Annotated in this window: 26 protein-coding genes; 17 read left to right on the plus strand and 9 right to left on the minus strand. The window is 64.8% G+C overall.

Translation table 11 applies throughout. The features are described from left to right. A partial coding sequence (locus tag VGR99_RS14695) for a hypothetical protein (protein ID WP_326899176.1) occupies nt 1–199 on the plus strand: 199 nt, incomplete at its 5' end. Nucleotides 200–263: 64 nt separating this feature from the next. Here VGR99_RS14695 and hemE read toward each other — a convergent pair. Beyond that, nucleotides 264–1,298, minus strand: coding sequence for a uroporphyrinogen decarboxylase (hemE, locus tag VGR99_RS14700; RefSeq protein WP_326899177.1), 1,035 nt, complete (start codon nt 1,296–1,298; stop codon nt 264–266). A gap of 111 nt (nt 1,299–1,409) precedes the next feature. Here hemE and VGR99_RS14705 point away from each other — a divergent pair, with 111 nt between their 5' ends. After that, complete coding sequence (locus VGR99_RS14705) at nt 1,410–1,625, plus strand: hypothetical protein (RefSeq protein WP_326899178.1); 216 nt, start codon at nt 1,410–1,412, stop codon at nt 1,623–1,625. A 174-nt stretch (nt 1,626–1,799) separates the two neighbouring features. After that, nucleotides 1,800–3,704 (plus strand): diguanylate cyclase, encoded by a 1,905-nt coding sequence (locus VGR99_RS14710; protein WP_326899179.1) that lies wholly within the window; start codon nt 1,800–1,802, stop codon nt 3,702–3,704. A gap of 157 nt (nt 3,705–3,861) precedes the next feature. Here the strand turns inward: VGR99_RS14710 and VGR99_RS14715 are convergent, their stop codons facing one another. Together VGR99_RS14715 and VGR99_RS14720 are read right to left on the minus strand one after the other, a co-directional pair. Next, entirely contained in the window at nt 3,862–4,080 is a 219-nt protein-coding gene (locus VGR99_RS14715; RefSeq protein ID WP_326899181.1) for a SlyX family protein, read from the minus strand. Then, nucleotides 4,052–4,831 carry a rhodanese-related sulfurtransferase gene (locus tag VGR99_RS14720; RefSeq protein ID WP_326899182.1) on the minus strand — a complete coding sequence of 260 codons (780 nt, stop codon included), beginning with the start codon at nt 4,829–4,831 and terminating at the stop codon, nt 4,052–4,054. The genes VGR99_RS14715 and VGR99_RS14720 overlap by 29 nt, the downstream gene beginning before the upstream one ends. A 223-nt stretch (nt 4,832–5,054) precedes the next feature. Between VGR99_RS14720 and ggt the strand changes: the two genes are divergently transcribed. Together ggt and VGR99_RS14730 are read left to right on the plus strand one after the other, a co-directional pair. After that, nucleotides 5,055–6,641: a gamma-glutamyltransferase gene (gene ggt / locus VGR99_RS14725; protein ID WP_326899184.1), complete on the plus strand. Its 1,587-nt coding sequence runs from the start codon at nt 5,055–5,057 to the stop codon at nt 6,639–6,641. Between the two features lie 167 nt (nt 6,642–6,808). Further along, on the plus strand, nt 6,809–7,195 hold the full coding sequence (locus VGR99_RS14730) for an FKBP-type peptidyl-prolyl cis-trans isomerase (protein ID WP_326899305.1): 387 nt from the start codon (nt 6,809–6,811) through the stop codon (nt 7,193–7,195). Between the two features lie 59 nt (nt 7,196–7,254). Here VGR99_RS14730 and VGR99_RS14735 read toward each other — a convergent pair whose 3' ends face one another. Then, nucleotides 7,255–7,473, minus strand: a complete 219-nt coding sequence (locus VGR99_RS14735; protein ID WP_326899186.1) for a CsbD family protein — start codon at nt 7,471–7,473, stop codon at nt 7,255–7,257. A gap of 127 nt (nt 7,474–7,600) precedes the next feature. Here VGR99_RS14735 and VGR99_RS14740 point away from each other — a divergent pair, with 127 nt between their 5' ends. The 3 genes from VGR99_RS14740 (at nt 7,601) to VGR99_RS14750 (ending at nt 9,217) form a co-directional block, all read left to right on the plus strand. Then, entirely contained in the window at nt 7,601–8,119 is a 519-nt protein-coding gene (locus VGR99_RS14740; protein WP_326899187.1) for a cupin domain-containing protein, read from the plus strand. A 138-nt stretch (nt 8,120–8,257) separates the two neighbouring features. Next, nucleotides 8,258–8,686: a VOC family protein gene (locus tag VGR99_RS14745; protein ID WP_326899188.1), complete on the plus strand. Its 429-nt coding sequence runs from the start codon at nt 8,258–8,260 to the stop codon at nt 8,684–8,686. A gap of 42 nt (nt 8,687–8,728) precedes the next feature. Continuing rightward, on the plus strand, nt 8,729–9,217 hold the full coding sequence (locus tag VGR99_RS14750; RefSeq protein WP_326899189.1) for a VOC family protein: 489 nt from the start codon (nt 8,729–8,731) through the stop codon (nt 9,215–9,217). 173 nt (nt 9,218–9,390) lie between these two features. Here the strand turns inward: VGR99_RS14750 and VGR99_RS14755 are convergent, their stop codons facing one another. Together VGR99_RS14755 and VGR99_RS14760 are read right to left on the minus strand one after the other, a co-directional pair. Beyond that, entirely contained in the window at nt 9,391–10,593 is a 1,203-nt protein-coding gene (locus VGR99_RS14755; RefSeq protein WP_326899190.1) for a hypothetical protein, read from the minus strand. A 2-nt stretch (nt 10,594–10,595) separates the two neighbouring features. Continuing rightward, nucleotides 10,596–11,297 (minus strand): FecR family protein, encoded by a 702-nt coding sequence (locus tag VGR99_RS14760; RefSeq protein ID WP_326899191.1) that lies wholly within the window; start codon nt 11,295–11,297, stop codon nt 10,596–10,598. A gap of 200 nt (nt 11,298–11,497) precedes the next feature. On the opposite strand from VGR99_RS14760, the gene VGR99_RS14765 reads away from it, so the two are divergent. Further along, nucleotides 11,498–12,778, plus strand: coding sequence for a phospholipid carrier-dependent glycosyltransferase (locus VGR99_RS14765; protein ID WP_326899193.1), 1,281 nt, complete (start codon nt 11,498–11,500; stop codon nt 12,776–12,778). Between the two features lie 58 nt (nt 12,779–12,836). Here VGR99_RS14765 and VGR99_RS14770 read toward each other — a convergent pair whose 3' ends face one another. Further along, nucleotides 12,837–13,481 (minus strand): OmpA family protein, encoded by a 645-nt coding sequence (locus VGR99_RS14770; protein ID WP_326899194.1) that lies wholly within the window; start codon nt 13,479–13,481, stop codon nt 12,837–12,839. 322 nt (nt 13,482–13,803) lie between these two features. Between VGR99_RS14770 and VGR99_RS14775 the strand changes: the two genes are divergently transcribed. The 3 genes from VGR99_RS14775 (at nt 13,804) to VGR99_RS14785 (ending at nt 16,951) form a co-directional block, all read left to right on the plus strand. After that, nucleotides 13,804–15,189: a caspase family protein gene (locus VGR99_RS14775; RefSeq protein ID WP_326899195.1), complete on the plus strand. Its 1,386-nt coding sequence runs from the start codon at nt 13,804–13,806 to the stop codon at nt 15,187–15,189. Between the two features lie 248 nt (nt 15,190–15,437). After that, nucleotides 15,438–15,683 (plus strand): hypothetical protein, encoded by a 246-nt coding sequence (locus VGR99_RS14780; protein WP_326899196.1) that lies wholly within the window; start codon nt 15,438–15,440, stop codon nt 15,681–15,683. 104 nt (nt 15,684–15,787) lie between these two features. Then, nucleotides 15,788–16,951: a winged helix-turn-helix domain-containing protein gene (locus VGR99_RS14785; RefSeq protein WP_326899197.1), complete on the plus strand. Its 1,164-nt coding sequence runs from the start codon at nt 15,788–15,790 to the stop codon at nt 16,949–16,951. Between the two features lie 45 nt (nt 16,952–16,996). Here VGR99_RS14785 and VGR99_RS14790 read toward each other — a convergent pair whose 3' ends face one another. Further along, a complete protein-coding gene (locus VGR99_RS14790) occupies nt 16,997–17,893 on the minus strand; it encodes an NAD(P)-dependent oxidoreductase (protein ID WP_326899198.1) in 897 nt (298 codons plus the stop codon). A gap of 214 nt (nt 17,894–18,107) precedes the next feature. Here VGR99_RS14790 and VGR99_RS14795 point away from each other — a divergent pair, with 214 nt between their 5' ends. Next, complete coding sequence (locus tag VGR99_RS14795) at nt 18,108–19,142, plus strand: LacI family DNA-binding transcriptional regulator (RefSeq protein ID WP_326899199.1); 1,035 nt, start codon at nt 18,108–18,110, stop codon at nt 19,140–19,142. Here VGR99_RS14795 and VGR99_RS14800 read toward each other — a convergent pair. Next, nucleotides 19,108–19,593 carry a DUF2809 domain-containing protein gene (locus VGR99_RS14800; protein ID WP_326899200.1) on the minus strand — a complete coding sequence of 162 codons (486 nt, stop codon included), beginning with the start codon at nt 19,591–19,593 and terminating at the stop codon, nt 19,108–19,110. The two genes, VGR99_RS14795 and VGR99_RS14800, sit on opposite strands and share 35 nt — an antisense overlap. Nucleotides 19,594–19,669: 76 nt before the next feature. Here VGR99_RS14800 and VGR99_RS14805 point away from each other — a divergent pair, with 76 nt between their 5' ends. The 4 genes from VGR99_RS14805 to VGR99_RS14820 all read left to right on the plus strand — a co-directional run bounded on the left by VGR99_RS14805 (nt 19,670) and on the right by VGR99_RS14820 (nt 26,312). After that, entirely contained in the window at nt 19,670–21,001 is a 1,332-nt protein-coding gene (locus VGR99_RS14805; RefSeq protein ID WP_326899201.1) for an MFS transporter, read from the plus strand. Nucleotides 21,002–21,264: 263 nt separating this feature from the next. Beyond that, complete coding sequence (locus VGR99_RS14810; RefSeq protein ID WP_326899202.1) at nt 21,265–22,371, plus strand: efflux RND transporter periplasmic adaptor subunit; 1,107 nt, start codon at nt 21,265–21,267, stop codon at nt 22,369–22,371. A gap of 170 nt (nt 22,372–22,541) precedes the next feature. Then, nucleotides 22,542–25,679: an efflux RND transporter permease subunit gene (locus tag VGR99_RS14815; protein ID WP_326899204.1), complete on the plus strand. Its 3,138-nt coding sequence runs from the start codon at nt 22,542–22,544 to the stop codon at nt 25,677–25,679. A 33-nt stretch (nt 25,680–25,712) separates the two neighbouring features. Beyond that, complete coding sequence (locus tag VGR99_RS14820) at nt 25,713–26,312, plus strand: TetR/AcrR family transcriptional regulator (RefSeq protein WP_326899205.1); 600 nt, start codon at nt 25,713–25,715, stop codon at nt 26,310–26,312. Nucleotides 26,313–26,443 lie beyond the last annotated feature (131 nt).

The raw sequence follows: 26,443 nt of genomic DNA on the forward strand, positions 1-26,443 counted from the left end.
TGTCCGCCCCGACATAGTCCTCAACCCGCGCTGGAAGCAGACTGAGTTGCTCTCGGCTCTCGCCGGACTTGAATGTGCGATTCGTCATGAACAGAATCGTACATCAACTCCCCGAAATGCCGAGTTCTTGCTCGGCCTCGACGGGTCAAACCGCGTTGCGGCACGGCGTGACGGCACGCCGCGCGAAATTCTTCAATGATTTGTACTGTGCATGGGGTTGTTTTCGCGTTTTTTGTTTCCGCCCCCTCCGGCGCGGAAAAAAATCAGCCCCGCACGCGCTTCAGCATCTGCTCGACATGGGCGATCGGCGTCTCCGGCTGAATGCCGTGGCCGAGATTGAAGATGAAGCGCCCTTGCGCGAAACTCGCCAGCACACTGTCCACGGCGCGGTCGAGCGCAGCACCACCCGTGATCAGCACCAGCGGATCGAGATTGCCCTGCACGGCGACGCGTGACTGCACGCGCTCGCGGATGAAGGCCGGCTCCGCGGTCCAGTCGATGCTGACGGCGTTCACGCCGGTCGCCTCGACGTATCCGGGCAATTGCGCGCCGGCGCCGCGCGGAAAGCCGATGATCTTCGCGTCAGGCACCTTGGCGCGCACACCCTCGACGATGCGCCGCGTCGGCTCGGTCGACCAGCGTGCGAACTCGACGGGCGGCAGCACGCCGGCCCAGGTGTCGAAGATCTGCAGCGCATTGGCGCCGGCCTCGAGCTGCGCCAGCAGGTATTGGATCGAGTTCTCGACCAGCACGTCGATGATCTTCGAAAACGCTTCCGGATGCCGGTAGGCCATCATCCGCGCCGGCGCCTGGTCGGGCGTGCCATGGCCCGCGACCATGTAGGTCGCAACCGTCCACGGTGCGCCGCAGAAGCCGATCAGCGCCACTTTCGGATCAAGCGCGCCGCGCACGATCCTGAGCGACTCGAACACCGGCTGGAGCTTGCCGAAGTCGGCATGCGCAGCGAGCGTTCCGACCTTGGCCGGATCATCCAGCGGCTCGAGCCGCGGACCCTCGCCGACCTCGAAGCGCACCGAGCGGCCGAGCGCGTAGGGGATCACCAGGATGTCGGAGAAGATGATCGCCGCATCGAAGCCGAACCTGCGGATCGGCTGCAGCGTGACTTCGGCGGCGAGCTCCGGATTGAAGCAGAGATCGAGGAAGCCGCCGGCCTTGGCGCGCACCTCGCGATACTCGGGCAGATAACGGCCGGCCTGCCGCATCATCCACATGGGCGGGACGGCTTGCCGCTGGCCGGAGAGCACGTCGATGAAGGGCTTTGTCGCAGACTGGGGCACGAATGATCCTGATGCAGATGTGAGGTTCCTGATACACCGCCAGGGGCGGAATCGGAACAGGGGAACCAGCGCAAATGCGCCGCGTTGACCCGCCAATGGAGGAGGAATTCCATGGCTCAGACATTCAATCCCGCGCCGCATGACAAGCACGCCGACGACTTACGCGAAGCGCTCGCCGCCGATGGTCACGCCAAGCTCGATACAGGGTTGGAAGATACCTTCCCGGCCTCCGATCCCGTCAGCGCCGCGCAGCCGACGCCGACGAAGGCCGATGCGGACGCCGACAACCCCTCGCTCTGGGACAAGGTTAAGGCGATCTTCAGCTAGCGGGACGGGGCGCCAGATTCCGATAGGTTCGCTAATCCCTTGTTAGCGATGCGCTGATCCCGCCGTCCGTACGACTACGGGAAACGGGGGATATCGCGGCGTATTCCGCCAATCATTTCAGAGTTCACTAACAGAAGCGGCAGAGGTTCCCCGACGATGGGAGAACCCTGCCGTATGAACGCCGTTGCCCAGAGAGCCGGATGGAGCCGCCTGCCGCTGCGCGCGGCGGCGTTCGTCGTGCTGACCTGCGCGACCATCCTCGGCGTCAGCGGCTGGCGTGAATGGGCGGCGCGCGATGCGGTGCTCAAGGGTGCCGAGACCGAGATGGCCAACGTCGCGCGCTCGCTGACCCAGCATGCCGAGGACAGCCTCGACCTGCTCGATACCGGCGTCGTCGGCGTCGTCAGCCGGCTGGAGATGGACGGCACCGATCCCGTCACGATCGCCAAGCTCACGACCCTCATGGAGGTGCGCAAGAAGGCGATGGAGCGCGTGCACAGCTTTGCCATCATCGACGACCGCGGCAATTGGCTGACCGCGCCCGGCACCATCGGCTCGACGCTCAGCGACGATGCCTTCTTCCGCCATCACCAGCTCTCTCCGAAGCGCGAGGCCCATGCCGGCGGTCCGGTGAAGAGCCTGCTCGACGGCGAATGGGTCGTCACCCTGTCCCGCCGCTTCAACAAGCCGGACGGCAGCTTTGGCGGCGTGGTGCTCGCGACCATCAGCTCGAAATATCTTTCGCATTTCTACGAGCAGTTCGAGATCGGCCGCAACAGCTCGGTGGCCTTGATGTATGGCGACGGCCTGATCATCGCGCGCAATCCCAGCAACGACAAGTTCGTCGGCCGCAGCGTCGCCGACACCGCGTTGTTCCGCGATGCCAGCCTGCAACGGCCGAGCGGCGCCTATCATTTCAAGTCGCCGCTCGACGGCGCCGAACGCGTCAGCTTCTTCAAGCGCTCTGGCCGCTATCCGCTCGTCCTGCTCGCCACCGTCGACAAGGACGAGCTGCTGGCGCCCTGGCGCGCCGCGGCGATCTCCCGCATGCTCTACGTGGTCGCCCTCGTGCTGCTGATCGCGATCATCGGCGCGGTGTTGGTGCGGCAGTTGCAGCGCGGGCAACGCATGGCCGCCGCGCTGGTCGAGAAGGAAGCGCATTTCCGCCTGCTCGCCGAAGGCTCCAGCGACATGGTGACCCGGATCGGGCTCGACGAGCGGTTGCGCTATGTCTCGCCGTCGTCGGTCCGCGTCGTCGGCTGGCGCGCCAATCAGCTGATCGGAACGCCCGCGCTCGCCGGCATTCATGAGGAAGACCGGCCTCAGGTCCAGGCCATCGTCGACGCCATGAAGCGCGGCGAGAAGGAAGAAGCGCGCGTCACCTACCGCAACACGCACCGCCAGAACGGCGAGGTCTGGCTCGAATCGACCATGCGGGCGACGCGCAAGGACGGCGGCAGCGTCGACGGCGTGGTCGCGATTTCGCGCGACATCACCGCGCAGAAGCAGCTCGAGACCCGGTTGGAGACGCTCGCCATCGAGGACGGCCTCACCGGGCTCGCCAACCGCCGCCGCTTCGACGAGCGGCTCGCGGAAGAATGGGCGCGGGCCTATCGCGACCGATCGAGCCTCGCTTTGCTGATGATCGACGTCGACCATTTCAAGTCCTACAACGACGAATACGGCCATCCCGCGGGCGATGAATGCCTGCGCGTGGTGGCACAAATCATCGCCGCCGAGATGAGGCGCGCCGGCGATCTCGCGGCGCGCTACGGCGGCGAGGAATTCGCCATGCTGCTGCCGAACACCGATGCCGCCGGCTGCGTGCGGATCGGCGAGCGGATCCGGAAGGCGATTCGTGAGGCGGGCCTTGTTCACGGCAGCAATCGCGCCTCGGGCTGTGTCACCGCTTCGCTTGGTGGCGCGGCCTGCCGGCCGGCGCTGGAGCGCACCGCCGGCGTCGGCACGCTGGTCGAGGCCGCCGATCAGGCGCTCTACGCGGCCAAGGAGGGCGGCCGTGACCGCCTGATGATGTCGGTCCAGGTCGCGAACCTGCTGCCCAGGGCGGCCGGTGAGTAATATCGTCCGGCGTAAGCGCCATCGGTGTCCCGGACGCGACGCAGCGTGAAACGATGCGGCGCTGAGCCGGGACCCAGTTCTCTCTTCGCCGCAAAGATGGGCCCCGGTTCAGCAGCGCACCGCGAAGGGCGCTGCGCTGCGCCCGGGGCACGAGAGTTCAGTAATGCGGCGGGGGCTCGTTGGCGGGGCCGGGCGCATTCGCCTCGGCTTCCTGGAGCCGCTCGCCGAGCTCTGCGATCTTCCGCGTCAGCACATCGATCTGCTTCCACTGCGCGGTGATGGTCTGGTTCAGGGTCTCGATGGCGTCGTCCTGATAGGCGATGCGCATCTCCAGCGCGTCGACGCGCTCACCCAGGCTCTTGATCTCGTTCGTCACGATCGTGCCCCCGTTCGCGCAAGCCAACTTCTTGCAGACCATGGCCGAGCGCGACGCGTTCGTCGAACACGAAACACTCGCCGCGCCAGCGGCTCTGCGCCTCCGGCACCTCTTCCAGATATTTCAAGATGCCGCCCTTGAGGTGATAGACCTCGGCAAAGCCGCGCGCGAGCAGATGCGCGCTCGCCTTCTCGCAGCGGATGCCGCCGGTGCAGAACATCGCGATACGCCGGTGCTTTGCCGGATCGAGCTGTGCTGCGGCAAAATCCTTGAACTGGCCAAAGCTCTTGATGTCAGGGTCGACCGCGCCCTCGAACGTCCCCATGGCCACCTCGAAGGCGTTGCGGGTGTCGAGCACCAGCGTGTCGGGCGCCGCGATCAGCGCGTTCCACTCGCTCGCATCGACATAGGTGCCGACCTGACGGGTCGGATCGGCGGCCGCATCGCCGAGCGTGACGATCTCCTTCTTCAGCCGCACCTTGAGCCGGCCGAACGGCATGGCATCGGCGCTCGAGAACTTCAACTCGAGATTGTCCAGCCGGCCGCCGAACAGGGCGCCGTGGGCAAGCTCATGGGCGAAGGCGTCGATCGCCTCGGGCGCACCCGCGATCGTGCCGTTGATGCCCTCCTGGGCCAGCAGCACGCTGCCCTTCAACGAAAGGTCAGCGCAGAACGCGCGCAGCGGCTCGCGCAGCTCGCGGTAATCGGGCAGGGCGGCGAATTGGTAAAAGGCGGCGACCTTGAAGATCATGTTCTCTTGAATCCTGGCGGCTCGTTTAGCAGGCGGCCGCCGCCCAGAAAACCCGCATGGCCCCGGACGGCAAAAGGTCTATACGCCCAGCGGATGGCAGCCATTTCCCTGGTATGCCAGCATTGCCCGGACCGGCCGGAATGTGTCATGTAGGCCCGGTTTTTCCGAGACGGCGCGCGCCCCGCGCCAGCGGCCCGAGCGGCCTAACGAGAGCAAGAATTCGATGAGAAACTTCCACTTCCCCGGCAGGTCCACCGTCCACGCCACCAACGCGATGGTGGCGACCTCGCATCCGCAGGCATCGCTCGCCGCGATCGAGGTGCTGCGCGAGGGCGGCACGGCGGTGGACGCGGCCGTGGCGGGCTCGGCCGTGCTCGGCGTGATCGAGCCGCAATCGACCGGCATCGGCGGCGACTGCTTCGCGCTGATCCAGCCGCGCGGCGAGGGCAAGATCATCGCCTATAACGGCTCCGGCCGCGCCCCGAAGGCGGCCAATGCCGACTGGTATCTCGAGCGCAAGATCAATTCCGTGCCGCTGACCTCGGCCCATGCGGTCTCGATCCCCGGCGTGATCGACGCGTTCGCGACCGTGCTGCGCGACCATGGCAAGTTCGGCTTCGACCGCCTGCTCCAGCCCGCGATCAAGGCGGCGGAAGAGGGCTACGTTGTTGCGCCCCGCATCGCCTTCGACTGGAAGAACCAGTTCGAGAAGCTGAAGAACGGCACCAACACCGTGCGTTACCTGCTGCCGGGCGGCAAGCCGCCGGTCGCCGGTGACGTGATCCGCCAGGCCGAGCTCGGCAAGACGCTGCGTGCGATCGCCAAGGACGGCCGCGACGCCTTCTACAAGGGCCCGATCGCCGAAGACATGGTCGAGACCCTGCGTTCGATCGGCGGCCTCCACACGCTCGACGATTTCGCCGCGCACACCACCGAGACGACGACGCCGATCGGCACCGGGTACAAGGGCTACGACGTCTGGCAGTGCCCGCCGAACGGCCCGGGCGTCACCGCGCTCCTGATGCTCAACATCCTGTCGCGTTTCGACCTGACCAAGTACGCGCCCGTCAGCGTCGAGCGCTTCCATCTCGAGGCGGAAGCCGCGCGCATCGCCTACATGAACCGCGAGATGCACGTCGCCTCTCCCGAGCACATGAAGATCAACGTCGCCGAGATGCTCGAGAAGGGTTTTGCCGACGAGTACATCAGCAAGATCCGCCTGGACGGCATGCTCGACCTGCCGAACGTCGCGCCGCCGATGAATCCCTCGACCATCTACATCACCGTGGTGGACAAGGATCGCAACGTCTGCTCGTTCATCAACTCGGTCGCGCATTCCTTCGGCTCGGCCATCGTCTCCGACAAGACCGGCGTGCTGTTCCAGAATCGCGCCGGCGGCTTCCGTATCCAGCCGGGCCATCCCAACTGCATCGAAGGCGGCAAGCGTCCGCTGCACACGATCATGCCGGGACTGCTCACCAAGGGCGGCCGTTCCACGATGTCGTTCGCGGTGATGGGCGGCCAGTACCAGCCGACCGGCCAGACCCATCTGCTGACCAACATGCTCGATTATGGCTGCGACGTGCAGGAAGCCATCGATATGCCGCGCGGCCTGCACTATGAGGGCCAGTACCAGCTCGAGGACAGCGTGCCTGCGGACGTTGTCGAAGGCCTCAAGAAGCTCGGCCACAAGACCACCAGCGTGGTCGGCCCGCTCGGCGGCGCCCAGGCGATCTGGGTCGACTGGGACAAGGGCACGCTCACCGGCGGTTCCGATCCGCGCAAGGACGGCTGCGCACTCGGCTATTGATCGAGAGCTCCCAAGGCCGGAAATAGCAGGACTGGAAACGACCAACGCATTGCGCTAGACACCTTCCGCCTCAAACGGAAGGTGTCTTAATGCTGCGTTTTCAGCGCGCACTCCTCGCCATCATGTCGGCACTTGCGATCACGTTGATCAGCGGCGTGTCCGGCTTCATCTCCACCACGGCCTCGGCCCAGACCGCAGGAAAACCCATGACCACAGCTTCAGGCTTGCAGACTATCGACAGTGTTGTCGGCACCGGCGCTTCGCCCAAGCCCGGCCAGATCTGCGTGATGCACTACACCGGCTGGCTCTACGAGAACGGCCAAAAGGGCAAGAAATTCGACTCGTCGGTCGATCGCAACGAGCCGTTCGAATTCCCGATCGGCAAGGGCCGCGTCATCGCCGGCTGGGACGAGGGCGTTGCCACCATGAAGGTCGGCGGCAAGCGCACGCTGATCATCCCGCCGCAGCTCGGCTACGGCGCCCGCGGCGCCGGCGGCGTGATCCCGCCGAATGCGACGCTGATGTTCGATGTGGAATTGCTCGCGGTGAAATAGCCGCCCCAACAAAAAGACCGGCCTCGCGGCCGGTCTTTTCACTTTCGGATCGAGGCGCGTTACTCGGCCGCGCGGCGTGCGGCCGCCGCGGCGCGATCGATCGCTTCCTTCGCGGCGTCCTTGGCATCGCCCATGGCCTTCTGGCCCTTGCCCTTCACTTCCTGGATCGCGCCTTCGCCCTGCAGACGTTCGGAACCGGTCGCTTCACCGATGCCCTGCTTGGCCTTGCCGATCGCCTCGTTGGCGGTGCCCTTGATCTTGTCGCTCGTGCTACCCATGAAACTCTCCTTCCAGATTGCTCGCGAAGACAACGTCTGGCGGCTATGAGAGTTCCGATTTTGGTATGGCTTGATAGGCCGGCTTTGGTTAGTTTCGCGCGCACGGAACCAACAGAAAGCAAGACCCATGACCGGCCATGACCATTCGCATTCCCACCATGACCACGATCATCATCATGATGATCGCTGGAAACATGACGGCGTGCGCGTCATTCCCGGCAACCAGCTCGATACCAACGTACCGTCGACGGCGGGCATGGACCGCGCGGCCGCGATCAATTTCGCCCGTGTCGGCGCGCAGAAATTGTGGGCGGGAACGGTCAGCATCAAGCCCGACGCCAAGACCGGCGCGCATCACCACGGCCATCTCGAAAGCGTCATCTATGTGGTGAAGGGCAAGGCGCGGATGCGTTGGGGCGAGAGCCTGCAATTCACCGCGGAAGCCGGCCCCGGCGATTTCATTTTCGTGCCGCCCTACGTGCCGCATCAGGAGATCAACGCCAGCCCGGACGAGGTGCTGGAATGCGTGCTGGTGCGCAGCGACGGCGAGGCGGTCGCGATCAATCTCGACATCGAGCCGGTCGAGAAGCCCGAGACCGTGTTGTGGGTCGACCCGATCCATCGCGAATCCGGCGAGAAGAAGTAAGGCCAAGCCTGCGGGCGTCCGTGCGACAGAACCACGCAGGCCAGGCTCTGAAAATGAGACCCTAAAAATATCCGGAAGCGATGTCGGATGGCCGTCGGGCCGTCCGTCCTTGGGCAAACCCCGCCCAAGGAGCTTCCGATGCCCAGGATGATTTTCGTCAATTTGCCGGTGACCGACCTCAAGCGCGCCACCGCCTTTTACGAGGCGGTCGGTGCGGTCAGGAACCCGCAATTTTCCGACGAGACCGCGAGCTGCATGGTCTTCTCCGAGACCATCTTCGCTATGCTCCTGACCCACGACAAATTCCGCCAGTTCACGCCGAAGCCGATTTCGGATGCGAGGGCCTCGAACCAGGTGCTGTTCTGCCTGTCCGCGGACAGCCGCAACGAGGTCGACGACATCGTCGGCAGAGCCGAGGCCGCGGGCGGTGTGGCCGATCCCGGTCCGAAGGATGAGTATAGCTTCATGTATGGCCGCAGCTTCGAGGATCCGGATGGTCATATGTGGGGCATCAACTGGATGGATCTCGCGGCCTTCGCCGCGCAGTCCGAAAAGGCGCATGCCTGATCAGATCCGTGCGCATTGAAAACCTGAAGAGGAGCGCTCTCCATGTCCAAGCTGGTGCCCTGCATGTGGTTCAACGGCGATGCCGAGGAAGCCGCGAAATTCTACACCTCGCTGGTGCCGAATTCGGAGATCACGCATGTCCAGCAGAACGTTTCGGACGGCCCCTCCAGCAAGACCGGCTCGGTGCTCGTCGTCGAGTTCACGGTGGCCGGGCAGCCCCTGGTCGCGCTCAACGGCGGCATGACGATGGAATACACCCACGCGATCTCGCTGATGATCCATTGCGACGATCAAGCCCAGGTCGACAGCGTCTGGAATGCATTCCTCGCCCATGGCGGCAAGGCAGAGCAGTGTGGCTGGCTCAGGGATCGCTGGGGCGTCGCCTGGCAGGTCGTGCCGAAGGTGATGTTCGAGTTCCTCACCAGCCCCGACAAGGCCGCGGCCGCGCGCGCGATGCAGGCCATGATGAAGATGGTGAAGTTGGATGTGGAGGTCTTGCGGCGCGCGTTCGAGGGCAGGTCGGCGGCGTAACGGGTAGTACGGTCGCTACACGACAGGTGTCATCGCCCGCGAAGGCGGGCGATCCAGTATTCCAGAGGCCTTCGTCGAAGAGCTCGCTCTCACAACAGCCGCCGCGGCGTACTGGATGCCCCGGTCAAGCCGGGGCATGACGGCGGAATTTACGGCTACGCGCGAACCTCGCGCTAATAATTGATCCTCAGCCCCACGCCGCCGTGAATCGTGTTCCCGACCGGCTGCGGGCCGAGCGTGCCATTGGCGAACAGGTCCACGATCCAGCCCTTCTGCACGCGGAAGCCGAGGCGGCCGCCATATTCGAACCAGCCCTGGTTGCCCATGGTCGGCACCACCGTGCCGTCACCGGTGACGGTGGCGACGATGCCGCTGTGGCTGGCGAACGACTGCACCCAGCCGCCATTGATGTTGGTCTCGATGTTGCTGCCGAACAGATGCGTCCACTGGCCGCCGATCTTGACGAGGCTGGTGCGGTCGGTGCCGGTCGCAATCGTGGCGTCGAATGGATTGAACGCGACCGCGCTGTCCGAATAGCCGGAGACGCGCTGCCAGAGCTGCCAGACCTCGATGGACGCTGCGACCTCGTCGCGCGGCGAGACGCGGCTCATCCAGCCGGCACGCCCATAGACCGCGTAGTTCGAGGCGTTGGTCGAGCCCGTGACGGTGACCGGGCCGAGGCTGGTATTGTAGCTGCGCGTGTAGCGCGCCTTCTCCCACGGCGTCAGGATCGTGCCGATATCGAAGAATGGGCGCGACGAGCCCCAGTCGGTGAAGTCGTAGCGCAGCGCGAAGGCGCCGATCGGCGCGCTGGTGATGTGGTAGCCGCCCTCGTTGTATTGCGTGTAGGCGATGCCGGCGAGCAGCGACAGATTGCTGGTGAGCTCCTTGCGGCCGTGGATGCCGGCCGAGAACGAGCCGGCCGAGCCGAACGCGCTGATGCAGTCGCTGCAATTGACCTGCTCGTTGACGCCGAGCAGTACCGTGCCGAGCACCCGGTTGGTGATCATCTGGTTGAAGCGCTGGTTGGCGAGGCCGCCGATCGAATTGCCGCTGGAATCCGCACCGGTCGGCCCCTGCGGTGGAGACGGGCTCGGCGCGGGCGACGGATAGGGGTTCGGTGACGGCGAGGGGGTAGGTGTCGGCGTGGGCGAGGGTATCGGTGTGGGCGTCGACGTAGGTGTGGGTGTGGGCGTAGGCGTCGGGGACGGCGAGTAGGTCGGCGACGGGTATGGGTTCGGCTCGCCGCACTCGGACTCGCACTCAGTCACTCGGGCTGCCGCCGCCGGCCGCGCATTGAACGCGACAAGCGAAAACGCAGCCGTAGCGGTCAGTGCAGCGGCGACGATGAGGCGCCTGACGTCGAACTTCAACATCGTCACCGCCCGCACAGCATGCCGTCGTCATGGACGGCGGGCGTGATGGTCGGCGAGGCGTCGGCATATTGGTTGACCGCGCACAGCCCGGCACTTGCGGCGCAGTTGGCGGCGAAGGTCCAGGGTGGCGTGTTGGTCTTGCTGATCGAGATCTTGCCGCCGCTGGATATGATGATCGCGGTGTCGCCGGGCTGGGTGAGCTGCACGCATTGGAGATTCGTCGTGCAGACGCTGGCAGCGCCATGCTGCAGCACGACGACGGAGCGGCCGCGCTGGGACAGGATGTCGAGCGTGGTGCCGCGCACGCCGATGGTCGCCAGCGGCGTCGTGATCTTGTAGGCGGTCTTCTCCGAATGTCCGGTGACGAAACGGAACGCGCCGGTGGTCATGCGGATCGCGACGTCGCGATAGCTGTGCTCGTCGTTGAAGACGGTGCGGTCGAGCTTGAGCGTCGCGCTCGGCCCGAGCGAGAGGTTGGTGCTGTCGGCCATGACGAAGCGCGCTGCGCTGTCGGCGCCGGTGCGCACGGTCTCGTCGCGCAGCATGCTGTCGCCGACACTGATCGTCGTCGTGGTCGCGGCGACGCGCACGACCTCGTTCTGAATCACGACGGCTTCGCCGACGCGGGTCTGCGCCTGTGCGCCGGATGCAGCGCAGAAGGCGACCGATAGCAGTGTGGGGAAAAGCCAGAAACGCAAATTCATTTCGCAACCGATCGATGTGTCCCTGATCGTACCGGACCGCGCGCGCTTCTGATGTAGCGAAATTATCACAAGCGGCGTGGACGTGCGTTATGCTTAGTGGCACTTGCGGCGGATTGCGTTCAATGAGAAGAGTGATTTTCGTTTTTGTCCGCGGTGACGCAAATTTGCCACGCAAAATCTCCCCAGAAGTGCCGATCAGTTTGCCTGCGGTTCCGAAGGTGTCGCAGAGTGCAGTGATTGCTGTCGCGATCTTCCTAGCCGCGCATCTGGCACTGCTGATCGGACTCACCACGCCGGAGAAGTTCGTCTTCGACGAGGTGCATTACGTGCCGGCGGCACGGCAGATGCTGGCGCCCGTGATGTCGCAACCGATGCTCAATCCGATGCATCCGCCGCTGGCCAAGGAGCTGATCGCGACATCGATCGCGGCGTTCGGCGACAATGCGCTCGGCTGGCGCTATCCGGGGACGTTGTTCGGTGCGCTCGCGATCGTCGCGATCTATCTGTGCGGCCTCGCGCTGTTCGCTGCGCAAGGGCCCGCGATTGCGGCCGCACTGATCGCCGGCTTCAACCAGATGCTCTACGTGCAGGCGCGCATCGCGATGCTCGACATCTTCGCGCTCGGCTTCGGTCTGCTCGCGATTGCCGCCTACATGCATGGTTTTCGACGCGAGCGGCCGCATGCGCTGTTCGCGCTCGCGGGCAGCCTGTTCGGTCTTGCGGCGGCCTGCAAATGGAGCGGCCTGTTTCCGCTCGGTGCCTGCGTCGCCATCCTCGCATTGGTCCGCCTGATGCGGGGCTGGCGCGCGTTGTTCGCTGACGCGAGGCCGGATGACTGGTATCGGCCCGATCTCTGGCCCGACTTCAGGGCGGTGCATGTCGCGCTGTGCTTTGCCGTGCTGCCGGCGCTGACATATCTCGCTGCGTTTGTTCCACTCTACGGAGTGTCGCCGGCCGATCTCATCGAGGCGCAGCGCCGCATCTTTGCCGACAACACCACGACAGCGATCGCCGGTCATACCTATATGAGCTCGTGGCCATCCTGGCCGCTGCTGGCGCGCCCGGTGTGGTTCCTGTTCGACAAGATTGCGGAGGACAGGATCTCGGCGATCGTCTTCCTCGGAAATCCGCTGGTAGCGTGGCCCGCACTGCTCGCGCTGATCGTCGTGCTGCGCGATGTCATCGTCGTGCGCCGCTGGGATGCGTTCCTGATCGCGGCGTTCTATTTCGGCTGCTGGCTCGCCTGGGCGCTGCTGCCGCGCACGCTCGGCTTCATCTACTATTATCTTCCGGCCGCAACGATCGCGTCGCTTGCGCTGGTCTATGTGCTGCGACGGGAGGGGCTGCCGCGCTGGCTGCTGTGGGCCTATGTCGGCCTCTCCGCAATCGGCTTTGCGGCGATGCTACCGATCTCGGCGGCCTTCATCGGCACGTCGATGCAGAATTTCAACCGGCTGATGCTGTTCCAGAGCTGGATATGACATCGCCGCCTGCCGGGGAGCGGCAGGCGGCGTGTTTCGTCTCGCGATGGCTCGAGAATTACTTCGACGCCGTCGTCTTGGCTTCCATGTTCACGACCTGGACGCGGCGGTTGACCGGGTCGGCGCCGTTGGCGGTGTCCTTCAGCTTGGTCTTGCCGTAGCCGACGGTGACCAGATCGGTGCCGTTGAGGCCGTAGTTCTGCACCAGGTACTTCTTGATGGTATCGGCACGCCGTTCGGAGAGGCCCTGATTGTACTCTTCGCCGCCGACCGCATCGGTGTGGCCGGCGACCACGAAGGTCGAGCCCTTGAGCGCGGGATCGGACAGCGCCTTGCCGAGCGCCTGCACCGACGGCACCGAGGTCTTGGCGATGTCGGCCGAGTTGTAGTCGAACTGGATCTCCAGATCGATCTTCGGCTTGGTCGCGGCGAGCTCGGCGATCTGCTCGCGCTCGCCGGTCGAGAGCGACCGGGTCGAGCGGTTGCGTACGGTGTTCAGGAAAGTCGCTTCCTTGGCCTGCGCGGTCGGATCGGCCTGCGGACCGACGGACAGGCCGCGGGTCGCCGGCTTCGGCTTCAGCGCATCCAGAATCTTGTCGGACGAGACATTGTTGTCGCCGGCGAGCGCCAGGCCTGCCGTCATCGACAGGGCGGCCGTGAGGGTGATCGCCTTCAGTGCAAAGAACTTATCAAAACGGGTCATTATCGTATCCTCGCTGTTACGCCTGATGGCGATTTGATGCTGCGAGCATAGGGCAGGTTCAAAGGCACCTGATGTGATCCTGGTCACGCTGGCCGGGGTGCGTCCGGGCCCAATCCAGCGGATTTCGCCGCATTTTGGTCGCGCCAGCGGGCGGTTGCCTTCTGCCGCGGAGGTATCCCGGGCGGGCGAACAGGTATCGTCGCGTCCTTTTTATGGCCGGTTCGATCTCTGGCGCCCAAAACGTGATCTAGATCACATTCGGCGGTCGTGGCGAAGATCACACTGGACGTATCGGTGGTTCTTGATCTCGGGGAGAAAGACCATGCGTTCTCTGCTCGCGGCAATGTCTCTCGCAGCCTTCGTCTTCAGCAGCAGCGCGGCGCTCGCCGACAAGCGCGTCGCGTTCGTGGTCGGCAACGCCGCCTACAAGAACGTACCGCAGCTCCCGAATCCCGCAATCGACGCGAAGTCGATGGCGCGGGTGCTGCGCAATGTCGGCTTCGACGTGGTCGAGGGAGCCAATCTCACCCGCGACGCCATGACGGCGAAGCTGCTCGAGTTCGGCAAGAAGAGCGAAGGCGCCGATGTGGCGCTGTTCTTCTATGCCGGCCACGGCATCGCGGTGAACGGCACCAACTATCTGCTGCCGGTCGATGCCGACCTCAAATCCGAGATGGACGTCAAGCTCGGCGCGGCGATCAATGTCGATCTGACGTTGGAGCAGACCATGGCGGATGCCAAGGTGAAGCTCGTGTTCCTCGATGCCTGCCGCGACAATCCCTTCGCCGCAAAAATCCGCTCGGCCAAAGCGACGCGGTCCGTCAACGTCGCAAACGGTCTTGCCGAGATGAAATCGGGCGAGGGCACGCTGATCGCGTTCGCCACCGGGCCCGGCCAGACCGCGCTCGACGGCGAAGCCGGCACCAACAGCCCCTTTACCCGCGCGCTTCTCGCCAACATCGTGGCTCCCGGCCTCGAGATCCAGCAGGCGATGACCAAGGTGCGTGCCCAGGTCAATGACGAGACCAACAAGGCGCAGCTGCCTTGGGGCCACACCAATCTTACCGGCACAGTCTATCTCAATCCGGCCGTCGGGCCTGCGAAGGATGCTGCGGCGCCCGCGAGCGTCGCCCAGGCCGGCGAAGTCGAGCTCGAGTTCTGGCGTTCGATCAAGGACACCAACAAGGTCGAGGAGCTCAATGCCTACCTCACCAACTATCCGAACGGCACCTTCAGGCCGCTGGCGCTCGCCCGCATCGCCGCGCTCCAGGACGGCCCGTCGACGACGACGCGCAACCTCACCGCCGGCGTCGATCCCGCCACCTTCACGGATACGGCCGACCAGGTCTCGGAGGACCAGATTGGCCTCGACAAGAACCAGCGCCGCGACGTGCAGCGCCGTCTCACCGGGCTCGGCTTCGACGTCAAGGCGACCGGCAAGTTCGACGAGGAAACCCGGTCGGTGATCAGGCGCTGGCAGGCGGCGCGCGGCTACCCCACCACCGGCTATCTCAACAAGCTCCAGCACAAGGCGATGCAGTCCGAGATCGTCTCCAGCCGCGTTGCCTCCGACGAGGCCGAGGACGAACCCGCGCGCCGCCGCTCCTCCGGCGGCGCTCGCCGCGCTCACGGCGGAGGCGGTGGCGGCGGCATGGGCGGGCCGGGCGGTCTGTTCGGCCACATGATGGGCGGGCTGTTCCGGCACTGACCTGGGAACCACGATGCACGAAGCGGCCCGATCCGGGCCGCTTCTGCTTTGGAAGCCTGTGCACACTGAACGTCGCAAAGCCGTCGCGGCATGGCCTGCCTGCGAACAAGAAATCGGCCAGATGCGCTCCTAGCAAAAACCATTCGCCAGTCTGATGAATGGGAGCCGAGTTCCGCCCAGTGCCAAGGCCGAGTGACTATCAGTTTCATCGCAGTGGCTCGCCGGATCGGACTGTGTCCCTGAGCTCGATGCCCATCTACATCGGGGCGGCCATGATCGCCGTGGCGATCCTGCTGTCGACGTTGATCACGGGGCTGACCTCCCGCTATGTCGGCCTCGACGGACCGAACGACGAGAACATGTGGCTGGTGGATCGCCTCACCGGCAGCGTCTACCGCTGCCAGGCAGAGGGGCGCGGCAAGGCCTCATGCGAGCCGGATATTGCTACGGGAAGCGTCGGCGACCGATCGAGGGGGTCCAAGGACGGGCGTTGATCGTTCAGCCGTGTTGTCAGCAGTTGGCAGCGCGGCTTTTTCTTTGACCGCCGTTTTGCCCCGTTCTTTCTCTTGGCGCGAATCCCGCTACATTGCGTGTTGCAATGTCACGCGCGCCCAAACCGCTCCCCCTCACGACGACACAGGCCCGGCAGATCTGGCTGCATGCCCAGCGGCTGGACGACCGCGCGCCCTTCGGGGAGGGCGCGCAGGCGGTGGCGGACGCGGTCTCCCATCTCGGCTATGTGCAGATCGACACCATCAACGTGATCGAGCGCTGCCACCACCACATCCTGTTCAGTCGCATCCCCTCTTATCGGCGTGCCGATCTGCGCCAGGCCCAGAGCGTCGACAGGAGCGTGTTCGAATACTGGACCCACGCGCTCTCTTACGTGCCGGCCGGCGACTTCCGCTTCTTCCTGCCGGCGATGCGCGAGCACAAGCGTGAGGGCCACAAATGGTACGCCTCGGTGAAGCCGGCCGACACGCGCAAGGTGATGCGGCTCTTGCGCTCCGGCCCGCTGACGATCCGCGACATCGAGGACGACGTGCTCACCGAGAAGGAGCATTTGTGGCAGAGCCGCAAGCCCTCGAAGCGGGCACTGCAGCTCGCCTTCTACACCGGCGTTGCGACCATCAGCGAGCGCCAGGGCATGCTCAAGACCTATGAGCTGATGACGCGGCACTTCGGCTGGGAGAAGCTGCCGAAGCCGGCCTCGGCCAAAGACATCACGACCTATCTGCTCGACCGCGCGCTGCGCTCACAAGGCGTGGTGAGCCTGGATTCGATCTGCCATCTCGATGCGCCCAGCAAGAAGGCGGTGGCAAGCCTGATCGGCTCCCGCGTCCGCCGCGGCGAGATCGTGCCCGTCGCGATCGAGGGCGCCGGCAAGCAGGAGCATTGGGCGAGCCCCGCGGCGCTCGAAGCGAACGGTGAGGTGTCGCCCGATCTCGTCCACATCCTCTCGCCGTTCGATCCGCTGATCATCCAGCGCAAGCGCACCAGTCTCATCTTCGGCTACAACCATCTGTTTGAAGCCTACGTGCCGAAGGCCAAGCGCAAGCTCGGCTATTTCGCGCTGCCGGTGCTGGTCGGCGACGAGATCGTCGCCGCGCTGGACCTCAAGACCGACCGGCAGGCGAAGAAGCTCCTGATGCAGAAATGGACCTGGGTCGGGCAGGGAAAGAAGACCGCGGGGCGCAAGGAACTGAAGCGGAAGATCGAGGACGAGCTCGATCGGTTCGAGCGGTTTCAGTTGGCGGATTGAGCGTCATCGCCGCCCTTTCTACGGCCTTCATTCTCGTGGCTCGCCTCAAGGACCGGATAGCGCATGAGCATATCGGTCCAGCACCTCGTCGGCCGAATAGCCAGAGCGTTGCGCAAACTCTTCCCGTAACCCCAGTTGCGCGGAGACTCTCAATCGCTCCGTCGTGGCGGTCGTCATCAGGGGATCGAAGCCCAATTCCCGCAGGCCCTCCGCCACGCCTTGCATTTCCACGGCGCGACGCTCGGCATGCAGCACGTCGGAGCGGACGCACATGTCCAGGAACTTGCTGAACGTGGTGGCATCCATCGATGCGCAAAGCCCGCGCATGGTCTCGTCGCGCACGCCGGCGAGCGTTGCGGCGGTCAGTGCCTCGACCAACAGCGCTTCCATGCCTTTCGTCACCACGCTCCGCAGCATCTTCACGGCCGCTGCCGTTCCAGCTTCGGGACCCGCCACCTCGACATGAAAACCGAGTGGCCTGAAGATGTCTGCGAAGCGCTCGGCGCCGCTGCCGGACGTATAGAGCGGGACCGCGGCGCCATAGAGGTCGACCGAACCCATCAGATTCGTGTCCGCGAACACGCCGCCGCGCGCCTCGATGGCTTCGGCGACACGCCTTTTGGTTCGCGGGCTCGCGGCGTTGATGTCCACCACGAGGCAGCCGGGACGTACGATCGTGGATATCGCTTCGCCGGTCTCGGCTGCGACCGCAACGACGACCGCAGAAAAGATCACGTCCGCGTCCGACAGATCGTCAAGCCGCTCGACCAGCGTGACGCCACAACCGGCGGCCATCGCGTGAAAGGCCTGCGAGTAGGGCGGTGCATTCGTCTTGCCCTGACAGAACGCGACCATCGGTGCACCAGTCTGCGCCGTGAGATGCTTTGCAAAGCATTGCGCTGCCTCGCCAAATCCAACAAAGGCGACCTTTGGCTGCGGCATGGCTCTTCTCCGGATGCGTCCGATCGAGAGGATGAGGTCTCCTCGTGCGGCTCTCACCGCTGCCGCCATTGTGCCGAGTCCGGCGCTGGAGTCAATGAACCGGTTCATAAATAGTTTCGTCGTGGAAGACCACTTGTTACGATCGCGCCTAGTTTTGAGGTTCGTGTAATCGCAAAAGCTTGCTCGATGTGATGAACCGGTTCATAAAGCAGGCATGTCGTCACAGCCGCTCCGATCGCAGACTGTAAAGGTCAAGGACGTCGCCCGTGAGGCCGGCGTCGCGGTCGGCACGGTATCCCGCGTGCTCAATGGTCATCCCACGGTGACCCCAGCGCTGCGCGAGCGTGTCGAAAGGGCCATGGCTGATCTCGGCTACGAGGTCGATGTCACGGCGCAGAGCATGCGCGCGGGACGCTCGCGCCTCGTGGCCTGTGCGATTCGCGATTTCGACATCCCGCGCTTCGCGTTGTTCATCAAGGAGGCCGAGGTGGTCCTGCGTGAGGCTGGATACACTTTGCTTCTGGCAAGCACGACCAACCGCCCCGACGTCGAGATCGACTTGCTGGGCGCCTTTCGCAGGCGCCGGGTGGATGGCGTGATGATGACGCTGAGCGACGAGCGGCACCGGGACGTGCGCGAAGCGCTGTCGGAGGCGCCGATGCCGGTCCTGCTCATCGACCGGGACAGCATCGCGTCGCTCGATCGCGTCATGGCCGATCATCGCGAGGGGGCGCGCCTTGCGACGAACCATCTGATTGGCTTTGGGCACCGGCGGATCGCCATGCTTGTCGGCGACACCAAGGCCTTCCCGTCGCGAAGCCGCCTCGACGGATTTCGCGAGGCGTATTCGGCTACGGGGATCGCGCCGGATCCGAAACTGTTGCGCGATAATGTGCTCTCGAGCGAAGACGCCTATCGGGCGACGGCGTCGCTCATGAGTCTCGCGAATCCCCCGACGGCGCTCTTCGTCGCGGCGATGGATATGCTCGGCGGCTGCCTGAGAGCCCTGCGGACGATGAGCATTGCCGTCGGTGACGGGATTTCGGTGGTGGCTGGCAGCGATTCCGACCTGGCCGAATTGCACACGCCGCCTATCACGGCGATCGAGTGGGATCTTGCGGCCATGGGCCGCCACGCCGCGACCATGCTGCTGGAGCGGATGCGCGGCGACGAGATCGAGCGCGGCCGTGGTCTCACCGTGCCTACGCAGCTGATCATTCGCGGGTCGAGCCGGCCTCTTGCGAATTGAGCTTGCCACGTCGGGGAAGGATGCGGTCTTGGCCGACGCTGGCGACACGGCCGTCGAGCCAGACGCCGGCCACGATACCGATGAGATAGGCGACCAAATTCCACAGCGAAAAGATTCGGCCTAACAGCAACGCGCCGGCCGTGGTGAGCCGGAACGCATCGAGCCACGGGGTGTGCACCAGCCGCGAGAACTCGACCACGATGGCAATTGCTGCCGCGATTGCCGCGATCTGCGTCCGCGACAGCCGTGGCGCCAGCGCCCCGACCAGCAGGACCACCATGGTCGCCCACAACAGCGAGCCGCCATACTTCACGATGAAGGCAGGAAGGCCGAGCGGAAAGCCGTACCAGCGCAAGGACAGTCCGGAGACGATCACGACGAGCGCGAGGACGGTGCGGGTCAGCATGCTCCGTCGCAGCGCTATGGTGTTGATCGGCTGCGCTCCATGCATGGCTTCCATTGACTCTTTGCCCACGATGCTGAAAACCGCTTCCCAGCCCATAAAAGCAACAACCCCGGGGGAAGCCATGAGCCAGACCACGACCTATGCCGGTTCCACCGGCACAGCCAAGAGCGAAGTCGAGACCTCGACGATCCGCGCCATCTCCTGGCGCCTGATCCCGTTCCTGGTGCTGGCCTACTTCTTCTCCTATCTCGACCGCGTCAATCTCGGCTTCGCCGCGCTGACCATGAACGCCGAGCTGAAGTTCACGCCGCTGATCTTCTCCTGGGGCGCCGGCATCTTCTTCATCGGCTATTTCATCTTCGAGGTGCCGAGCAATCTGGCGCTGGAAAAGTTCGGCGCCAGCCGCTGGATCGCCCGCATCATGGTGACCTGGGGCATCATCTCGGCGCTGATGGCGACGGTGAGCGGCGTCACCAGCTTCTACGTCCTGCGCTTCCTGCTCGGCGTTGCCGAAGCCGGCTTCTTCCCCGGCATCATCCTTTATCTGACCTATTGGTACCCGGCCGAATATCGCGCCCGCTTCCTCGCCGCCTTCGCCATCGCCGTGCCGGTCTCGACCGTGATCGGCGCGCCGATCTCGGGCCTGCTGCTCGGGCTCGACGGCGTCATGGGCCTGAAGGGCTGGCAGTGGCTGTTCATCATCGAGGGCATCCCCTCGGTGCTGCTCGGCATCGTCACCTGGTTCTACCTCACCGACAAGCCGGAGAAGGCGGACTGGCTCTCGGCCGAGCAGAAGGCCTGGCTCAAGGGCAAGCTCGATTCGGAAGTCGCGGCCAAGCAGGCAGTGAAGCATCTGTCGCTCGGCGAAGCCCTGTCCTCGCCGAAGGTGATCGCGCTCAGCCTGATCTATTTCGGCTTCGTCGGCGCGCTCTACGGCATGCAGTTCTGGCTGCCGCAGATCGTCAAGGCGTTCGGTCTCACCAATGCCCAGACCGGCTTCGTCACCGCGATCCCCTATCTGTTCGGCACCATCGCCATGATCCTGTGGGCGCGGCATTCGGATGCGACGCGCGAACGCGTGTTCCATGTCGGCGCGCCGATGATCCTGATCGCCGTCGCGCTTGCCGTCTCCAGCTACATTACCGATCCCACCATCACGATGGTGACGCTGACCTTCGCCGCGATCGGCGTGTTCTGCGTCTTCGGCGTGTTCTGGACGCTGCCGACCGCCTGGCTCTCGGGCACCGCGGCCGCGGGCGCGATCGCGCTGATCAACTCGATCGGCAACCTCGCCGGCTTCGGCGGTCCGTATCTGATCGGCTGGGTCAAGGAAGCCACCGGGCAGACCTCGAACGGCCTGCTGGTGCTCGCCGTGCTGCCGCTGCTCTCCGGCATTCTGGTCTTCGTCGGCGGTCACGAGACCAAGCACGAGTTTGTCGAGCAGAAGCGGTAGAGCCGCCATCGCCACAGCGTAGCCCGGATGGAGCGCAGCGTAATCCGGGACCGGCGCCTGCGGTGGTCCGAAGACCCCGGATTGCGCTGCGCTCCATCCGGGCTACCGGGCTTCTGCTGACCCTACGATCACACTTCCCTAACTGCGTCCGCCCAATCCTTACCACCCCTTAACGATCACGCTTTCCTGATGACTGACGATTATTGACTTTCATCAGTGATTAGTCGACATTCCTCTCATTGCAGCGGCAGGAGTGTCCTTCGATGTTCGTCCAGTCAGTTTTGTCGAGCTATTCCAGGCTCTTGGCGGGTGTGTCGCTGGCCCTGATGGCCGCCACGCTCGCCGGGTGCAATGACACCGTTGCCGAAAAGGCCGAGCCGCCGCGGCCGGTCCTGGTCGCCGCTGCCCATTATGATGCCGAGACGCCGGAGCGCAGCTTCGTTGGTACCGTCAGGCCCCGGATCGAGAGTGATCTCGGTTTCCGCGTGGCCGGCAAGGTTGCCAAGCGCTTGGTGGAAGTCGGCCAGACCGTCGAGATCGGCCAGCCGCTCGCCACCCTCGATGAGATCGATCTGAAGCTGCAGGCCGAGCAGGCCGTCGCCGAGCAGACGGCGGCGACCGGTGTACTGGCCCAGGCCGCCGCCGCCGAGCAGCGCGCCAAGGACCTGAAGGCCAAGGGCTGGACCACTGATGCGCAGCTGGATTCGAGCCGGGCCTCCGCCGATGAGGCGCGTGCGCGTCTCGATCGCGCCGTCCGCTCGGTCGAGCTGACCAAGAATTCCCTTTCCTACGCGACGCTCAACGCCGACGCCCGTGGCGTCGTCACCGCAACGCTGATCGAGCCCGGCCAGGTGGTCGCCGCGGGCCAGGCCTCGATCCGTGTCGCCCGCTTTGCCGAAAAGGAAGCGGTCGTCGCGATCCCTGAGACGCTGGTTGGACGCGCCAAGTCGGGCGTCGCCAGCGTCACTCTTTGGTCCGAGCCGGACAAGAAGTACGCGGCGAAGCTGCGCGAGATCGCGCCGGCGGCGGATCCCGCCACGCGCACCTATCTCGCGAAGTTCTCGCTACCCGAGGCCGACGACAAGGTCGCGCTCGGCATGACCGCGACGCTGACGCTGTCGGATGCCGCCACCGAGCGCGTTGCGCGGCTGCCGTTGTCGGCGCTGTTCAACGAGGGCGGCAAGCCGTCCTTCTACGTCGTCGACGACAATGGCGCGGTCACGTTGAAGCCTGTCGTGGTGAAGTCCTACGAGAGCAACGACGTCGTCATCACCAGCGGTGTGGAAGAGGGCGCCAAGATCGTGGCCCTCGGCGTGCAGAAGCTCGATCCGAGCCAGAAGGTCCGGATCGTCTCGTCCCTTTCTTTCTAAGCGTTTCCGTCGTGTGAGGTGAGTTTCGGCCTTTGTCCCTAAGCAAAGGCTGAAGCGGCGAAGCGATCCAGAACCTGCCCAGCCCCCTGGATTGCTTCGCTGCCTCCCGACGACGGTTTGAACAGAGCGGCTGTGGTTTTTTGCAACTGGATCATCTTTCGGAGAGTGCGATGAAGCGCTTCAACCTTTCGGCCTGGGCCGTCAGCCATCCGACGCTGGTGCTCTTCCTGATGATCATCCTCGGCGTCGCCGGCTTCTTCTCCTATGAGAAGCTCGGCCGCGCGGAGGATCCGTTCTTCACGGTGAAGGTGGTCAACGTCTCCGTGATCTGGCCCGGCGCGACCGCGCAGGAGATGCAGACCCAGGTCGCAGACCCCATCGAGAAGAAGATCCAGGAGCTGCCCTATTTCGAGAAGGTGCAGACCTATTCCAAGCCTGCCTTCACCGCGCTGCAGGTGACCTTCCGCGACTCCACGCCGCCGAAGGACGTGCCGTATCTCTTCTACCTGCTGCGCAAGAAGCTGGCCGACGTGCAGGGCCAGTTGCCCGCAGGCATCCTGGGACCCGTCGTCAACGACGAGTTCTCCGACGTCGATTCCATCCTCTACATGATGACCGGCGACGGCGCCGATTACGCCCAGCTCAAGAAGGTCTCCGAAGGTTTCCGTCAGCGCCTCTTGAAGGTGCCCGGCGTCACCAAGGTCGACGTCTACGGCAACCAGGATGAGCGCATCTTCGTCGAATTCAGCCACGCCAAGCTCGCCACGCTCGGCATCACGCCGCAGGCGCTGTTCGACTCGCTCGCCAAGCAGAACAACGTGACGCCGGCCGGCACGGTCGAGACCTCGTCGCAGCGCGTGCCGCTGCGCGTCACCGGCGCGCTCGACGGCGCCAAGGCGGTTGCCGAGACGCCGGTCGAGAGCAACGGCCGCGTGTTCCGCCTGGGCGATATCGCCACCGTCACCCATGGCTATGTCGATCCGCCGAGCTTCGTCGTTCGTCAGGAAGGCAAGGCCGCGATCGGCATCGGTGTCGTCACGGCCAAGGGCGCCAACATCCTCGAGCTCGGCAAGGAGGTCGAGAAGGCCACGGCCGAGTTCATGAAGGCCGTGCCGCAGGGCATCGACGTCAAGCTGATCGCCGACCAGCCCAAGGTGGTCGAGCACGCCGTCGGCGAGTTCGTGCACTCCTTCATGGAAGCGCTCGTCATCGTGCTGTTCGTCTCGTTCCTGGCACTCGGCTGGCGCACCGGCATCGTGGTCGCGCTGTCGGTGCCGCTGGTGCTCGGCATCGTCTTCATCGTCATGAACACGATGTCGCTCGACCTGCACCGCATCACGCTCGGCGCGCTGATCATCGCGCTAGGCCTGCTCGTCGACGACGCCATCATCGCGGTCGAGATGATGGTGGTGAAGATGGAGCAGGGTTGGGACCGCATGCGTGCGGCGTCCTTTGCCTGGGAATCGACCGCGTTTCCGATGCTCACGGGAACGCTGGTCACGGCCGCTGGCTTCCTCCCCATCGGCTTTGCCAATTCGGCGGTCGGCGAATATGCCGGCAGCATCTTCTGGATCGTGGCGATCGCGCTGGTCGCGTCCTGGTTCGTGGCGGTGATCTTCACGCCCTATATCGGCGTCAAGCTGCTGCCGGAGATGAAGGCGCACCACAACCACGATCCGCACGCGGTCTACGAGACCCGCATGTACCGGGGCCTGCGCGCCATCGTGCAATGGTGCGTCAACCACCGCATCACCGTTGTGGTCGCGACCGTCGGCATCTTCATCGCCTCGATCGTCGGCTTCGGCCATGTCCAGCAGCAGTTCTTCCCGCTGTCGGAGCGGCCCGAGTTGTTCCTGCAGCTGCGACTGCCTGAGGGCACGGCCTTCAACGTCACCGAGAAGGCCGTGAAGAAGGCCGAGACGCTGCTCAAGGATGACAAGGACATCGAGACCTATACGTCCTATGTCGGCCAGGGCTCGCCGCGCTTCTGGCTCGGCCTCAACCCGCAGCTCCCCAACGAGGCCTTTGCCGAGATCGTCATCGTCGCCAAGGGCGTCGAGGCGCGCGAGCGTATCAAGGCCAAGATCGAGGGCGCGGCCGGCGATGGCTTCCTGTCCGAGGCGCGCGTCCGCGTCGACCGCTTCAATTTCGGTCCGCCGGTCGGCTTCCCCGTCCAGTTCCGCGTGATCGGCCCCGACGCCAACAAGGTGCGCGAGATCGCCTACCAGGTCCGCGACGTCATGCGCCAGAACAAGAGCGTCAAGGACGTCCAGCTCGACTGGAACGAGCAGTCGCCCTACCTGAAGCTGGTCGTCGACCAGGATCGTGCCCGTGCCATGGGCCTGACCCCGCAGGACGTCTCGCAGGCGCTCGCGATGCTGATCTCCGGCTCGCAGGTCACGACGGTGCGTGACGGCATCGAGAAGGTCGGCGTGGTCGCCCGTGCGATTCCGTCCGAGCGTCTCGACCTCGGCGGCGTCGGCGATCTCACCATCACCTCGCGCAACGGCGTCGCCGTGCCGCTGCAGCAGATCGCCAAGATCGAATATTCCCATGAGGAGCCGATCATGTGGCGGCGTAACCGCGATATGGCGATTACCGTGCGCTCCGACGTCGTCGACGGCGTGCAGGCGCCCGACATCACCAACCAGATCACGCCGAAGCTGAAGGCGATCAAGGATCACCTCGAGCCGGCCTACCGCATCGAAGCGGGCGGCGCGTTCGAGGAATCCGCCAAGGGCAATGCCTCGATCTTCATCCTCTTCCCGGTGATGGTCATGGTGATGCTGACGCTGCTGATGATCCAGCTGCAGAGCTTCTCGCGCCTGACCCTGGTGTTCCTGACCGCGCCGCTCGGCATCGTCGGCGCCTCCTTCGGCCTCAACGTCGCCAACGCCCCGTTCGGCTTCGTGGCGCTGCTCGGCCTGATCGCGCTCGCCGGCATGATCATGCGCAACACCGTCATCCTGGTCGACCAGATCGAGACCGACGTCTCGCATGGCCTGACCCGCCGCGAGGCGATCGTGGAGGCGACCGTCCGTCGCGCCCGTCCGGTGGTGCTGACGGCGCTGGCCGCCATCCTCGCCATGATCCCGCTGTCGCGCTCGGCCTTCTGGGGCCCGATGGCGATCACGATCATGGGAGGCCTGTTCGTCGCGACCTTCCTGACCCTGCTGTACCTGCCGGGCCTCTACGCCCTGTGGTTCAGGAAGAGCCTGGACGAGGCCGGTTCGCCCGAGCAGCCTGCCGCGCCGCAGCATGGGAGCGATGACCAGCACGCAATTCCGCTTGCTGAGGCGGCTGAATAAATGAGAAGACTACTGACCAACGAGTCCTGACCGATGGCCCTTGTTTCGGAACATATCGAAGTCGACACCCGGGATCGCATCCTCGAGGTGGCCGAGCGGCTGTTCCGCCAGATCGGCTACCAGAAGACCACGGTCGGCGACATCGCCAAGGAGCTCAGGATGAGCCCCGCCAACGTGTATCGCTTCTTCGAATCGAAGAAGGCGATCCACCAGGCGGTGGCGCGGGGCTTGATGGGCGAGGTGGAGGTCGAAGCGCAGCGGATCGTGGCCAAGCCCGGTCCGGTGCTCGAGCGCTTCCGCGAGCTGCTCACCACCATCCATCGCATGAACACCGAGCGCTATGTCGGCGACAACAAGCTGCACGAGATGGTCGAGATCGCGATGCAGGAGGACTGGGACGTCTGTGTCGCCCATATGGAATGCATTGCCGGTTTCATGGGCCAGATGATCGCGCAGGGCGTTGCTTCCGGCGAATTCGAGGCGCCGGACCTGCAGCTGGCCTCGCTCTGCGCCTGCACCGCGATGATGCGCTTCTTCCACCCCCAGATGATCGCCCAGTGCGCCACCAAGCCGGGCCCGACCATCGACCAGATGATCGATTTCGTCATCGCGGGTCTGTCCCCGCGCCACTGACGGGGCGGCGAATTCTCCAATAACTAGGCCTTCCGTCATTCCGGGGCGCCTCAAAGAGGCGAACCCGGAATCTCGAGATTCCGGGTTCGATGCTTCGCATCGCCCCGGAATGACGGTGGAACGGAGAAGCA

This window comes from Bradyrhizobium sp. (assembly GCF_035935975.1).
Classification (GTDB): Bacteria; Pseudomonadota; Alphaproteobacteria; order Rhizobiales; family Xanthobacteraceae; genus Bradyrhizobium.

Bases quoted from the DNA above. Each gene is read 5' to 3' on its own strand.
- VGR99_RS14785 (WP_326899197.1), top strand. From the start codon at position 15,788: ATGTCACGCGCGCCCAAACCGCTCCCCCTCACGACGACACAGGCCCGG.
- VGR99_RS14790 (WP_326899198.1), bottom strand. From the start codon at position 17,893: ATGCCGCAGCCAAAGGTCGCCTTTGTTGGATTTGGCGAGGCAGCGCAA.
- VGR99_RS14755 (WP_326899190.1), bottom strand. From the start codon at position 10,593: ATGTTGAAGTTCGACGTCAGGCGCCTCATCGTCGCCGCTGCACTGACC.
- VGR99_RS14760 (WP_326899191.1), bottom strand. From the start codon at position 11,297: ATGAATTTGCGTTTCTGGCTTTTCCCCACACTGCTATCGGTCGCCTTC.
- VGR99_RS14740 (WP_326899187.1), top strand. From the start codon at position 7,601: ATGACCGGCCATGACCATTCGCATTCCCACCATGACCACGATCATCAT.
- VGR99_RS14710 (WP_326899179.1), top strand. From the start codon at position 1,800: ATGAACGCCGTTGCCCAGAGAGCCGGATGGAGCCGCCTGCCGCTGCGC.
- VGR99_RS14775 (WP_326899195.1), top strand. From the start codon at position 13,804: ATGCGTTCTCTGCTCGCGGCAATGTCTCTCGCAGCCTTCGTCTTCAGC.
- VGR99_RS14805 (WP_326899201.1), top strand. From the start codon at position 19,670: ATGAGCCAGACCACGACCTATGCCGGTTCCACCGGCACAGCCAAGAGC.
- VGR99_RS14770 (WP_326899194.1), bottom strand. From the start codon at position 13,481: ATGACCCGTTTTGATAAGTTCTTTGCACTGAAGGCGATCACCCTCACG.
- VGR99_RS14795 (WP_326899199.1), top strand. From the start codon at position 18,108: ATGTCGTCACAGCCGCTCCGATCGCAGACTGTAAAGGTCAAGGACGTC.
- VGR99_RS14745 (WP_326899188.1), top strand. From the start codon at position 8,258: ATGCCCAGGATGATTTTCGTCAATTTGCCGGTGACCGACCTCAAGCGC.
- VGR99_RS14705 (WP_326899178.1), top strand. From the start codon at position 1,410: ATGGCTCAGACATTCAATCCCGCGCCGCATGACAAGCACGCCGACGAC.
- ggt (WP_326899184.1), top strand. From the start codon at position 5,055: ATGAGAAACTTCCACTTCCCCGGCAGGTCCACCGTCCACGCCACCAAC.
- VGR99_RS14780 (WP_326899196.1), top strand. From the start codon at position 15,438: ATGCCCATCTACATCGGGGCGGCCATGATCGCCGTGGCGATCCTGCTG.
- VGR99_RS14735 (WP_326899186.1), bottom strand. From the start codon at position 7,473: ATGGGTAGCACGAGCGACAAGATCAAGGGCACCGCCAACGAGGCGATC.
- VGR99_RS14720 (WP_326899182.1), bottom strand. From the start codon at position 4,831: ATGATCTTCAAGGTCGCCGCCTTTTACCAATTCGCCGCCCTGCCCGAT.
- VGR99_RS14820 (WP_326899205.1), top strand. From the start codon at position 25,713: ATGGCCCTTGTTTCGGAACATATCGAAGTCGACACCCGGGATCGCATC.
- VGR99_RS14815 (WP_326899204.1), top strand. From the start codon at position 22,542: ATGAAGCGCTTCAACCTTTCGGCCTGGGCCGTCAGCCATCCGACGCTG.
- VGR99_RS14800 (WP_326899200.1), bottom strand. From the start codon at position 19,593: ATGCATGGAGCGCAGCCGATCAACACCATAGCGCTGCGACGGAGCATG.
- VGR99_RS14810 (WP_326899202.1), top strand. From the start codon at position 21,265: ATGTTCGTCCAGTCAGTTTTGTCGAGCTATTCCAGGCTCTTGGCGGGT.
- VGR99_RS14750 (WP_326899189.1), top strand. From the start codon at position 8,729: ATGTCCAAGCTGGTGCCCTGCATGTGGTTCAACGGCGATGCCGAGGAA.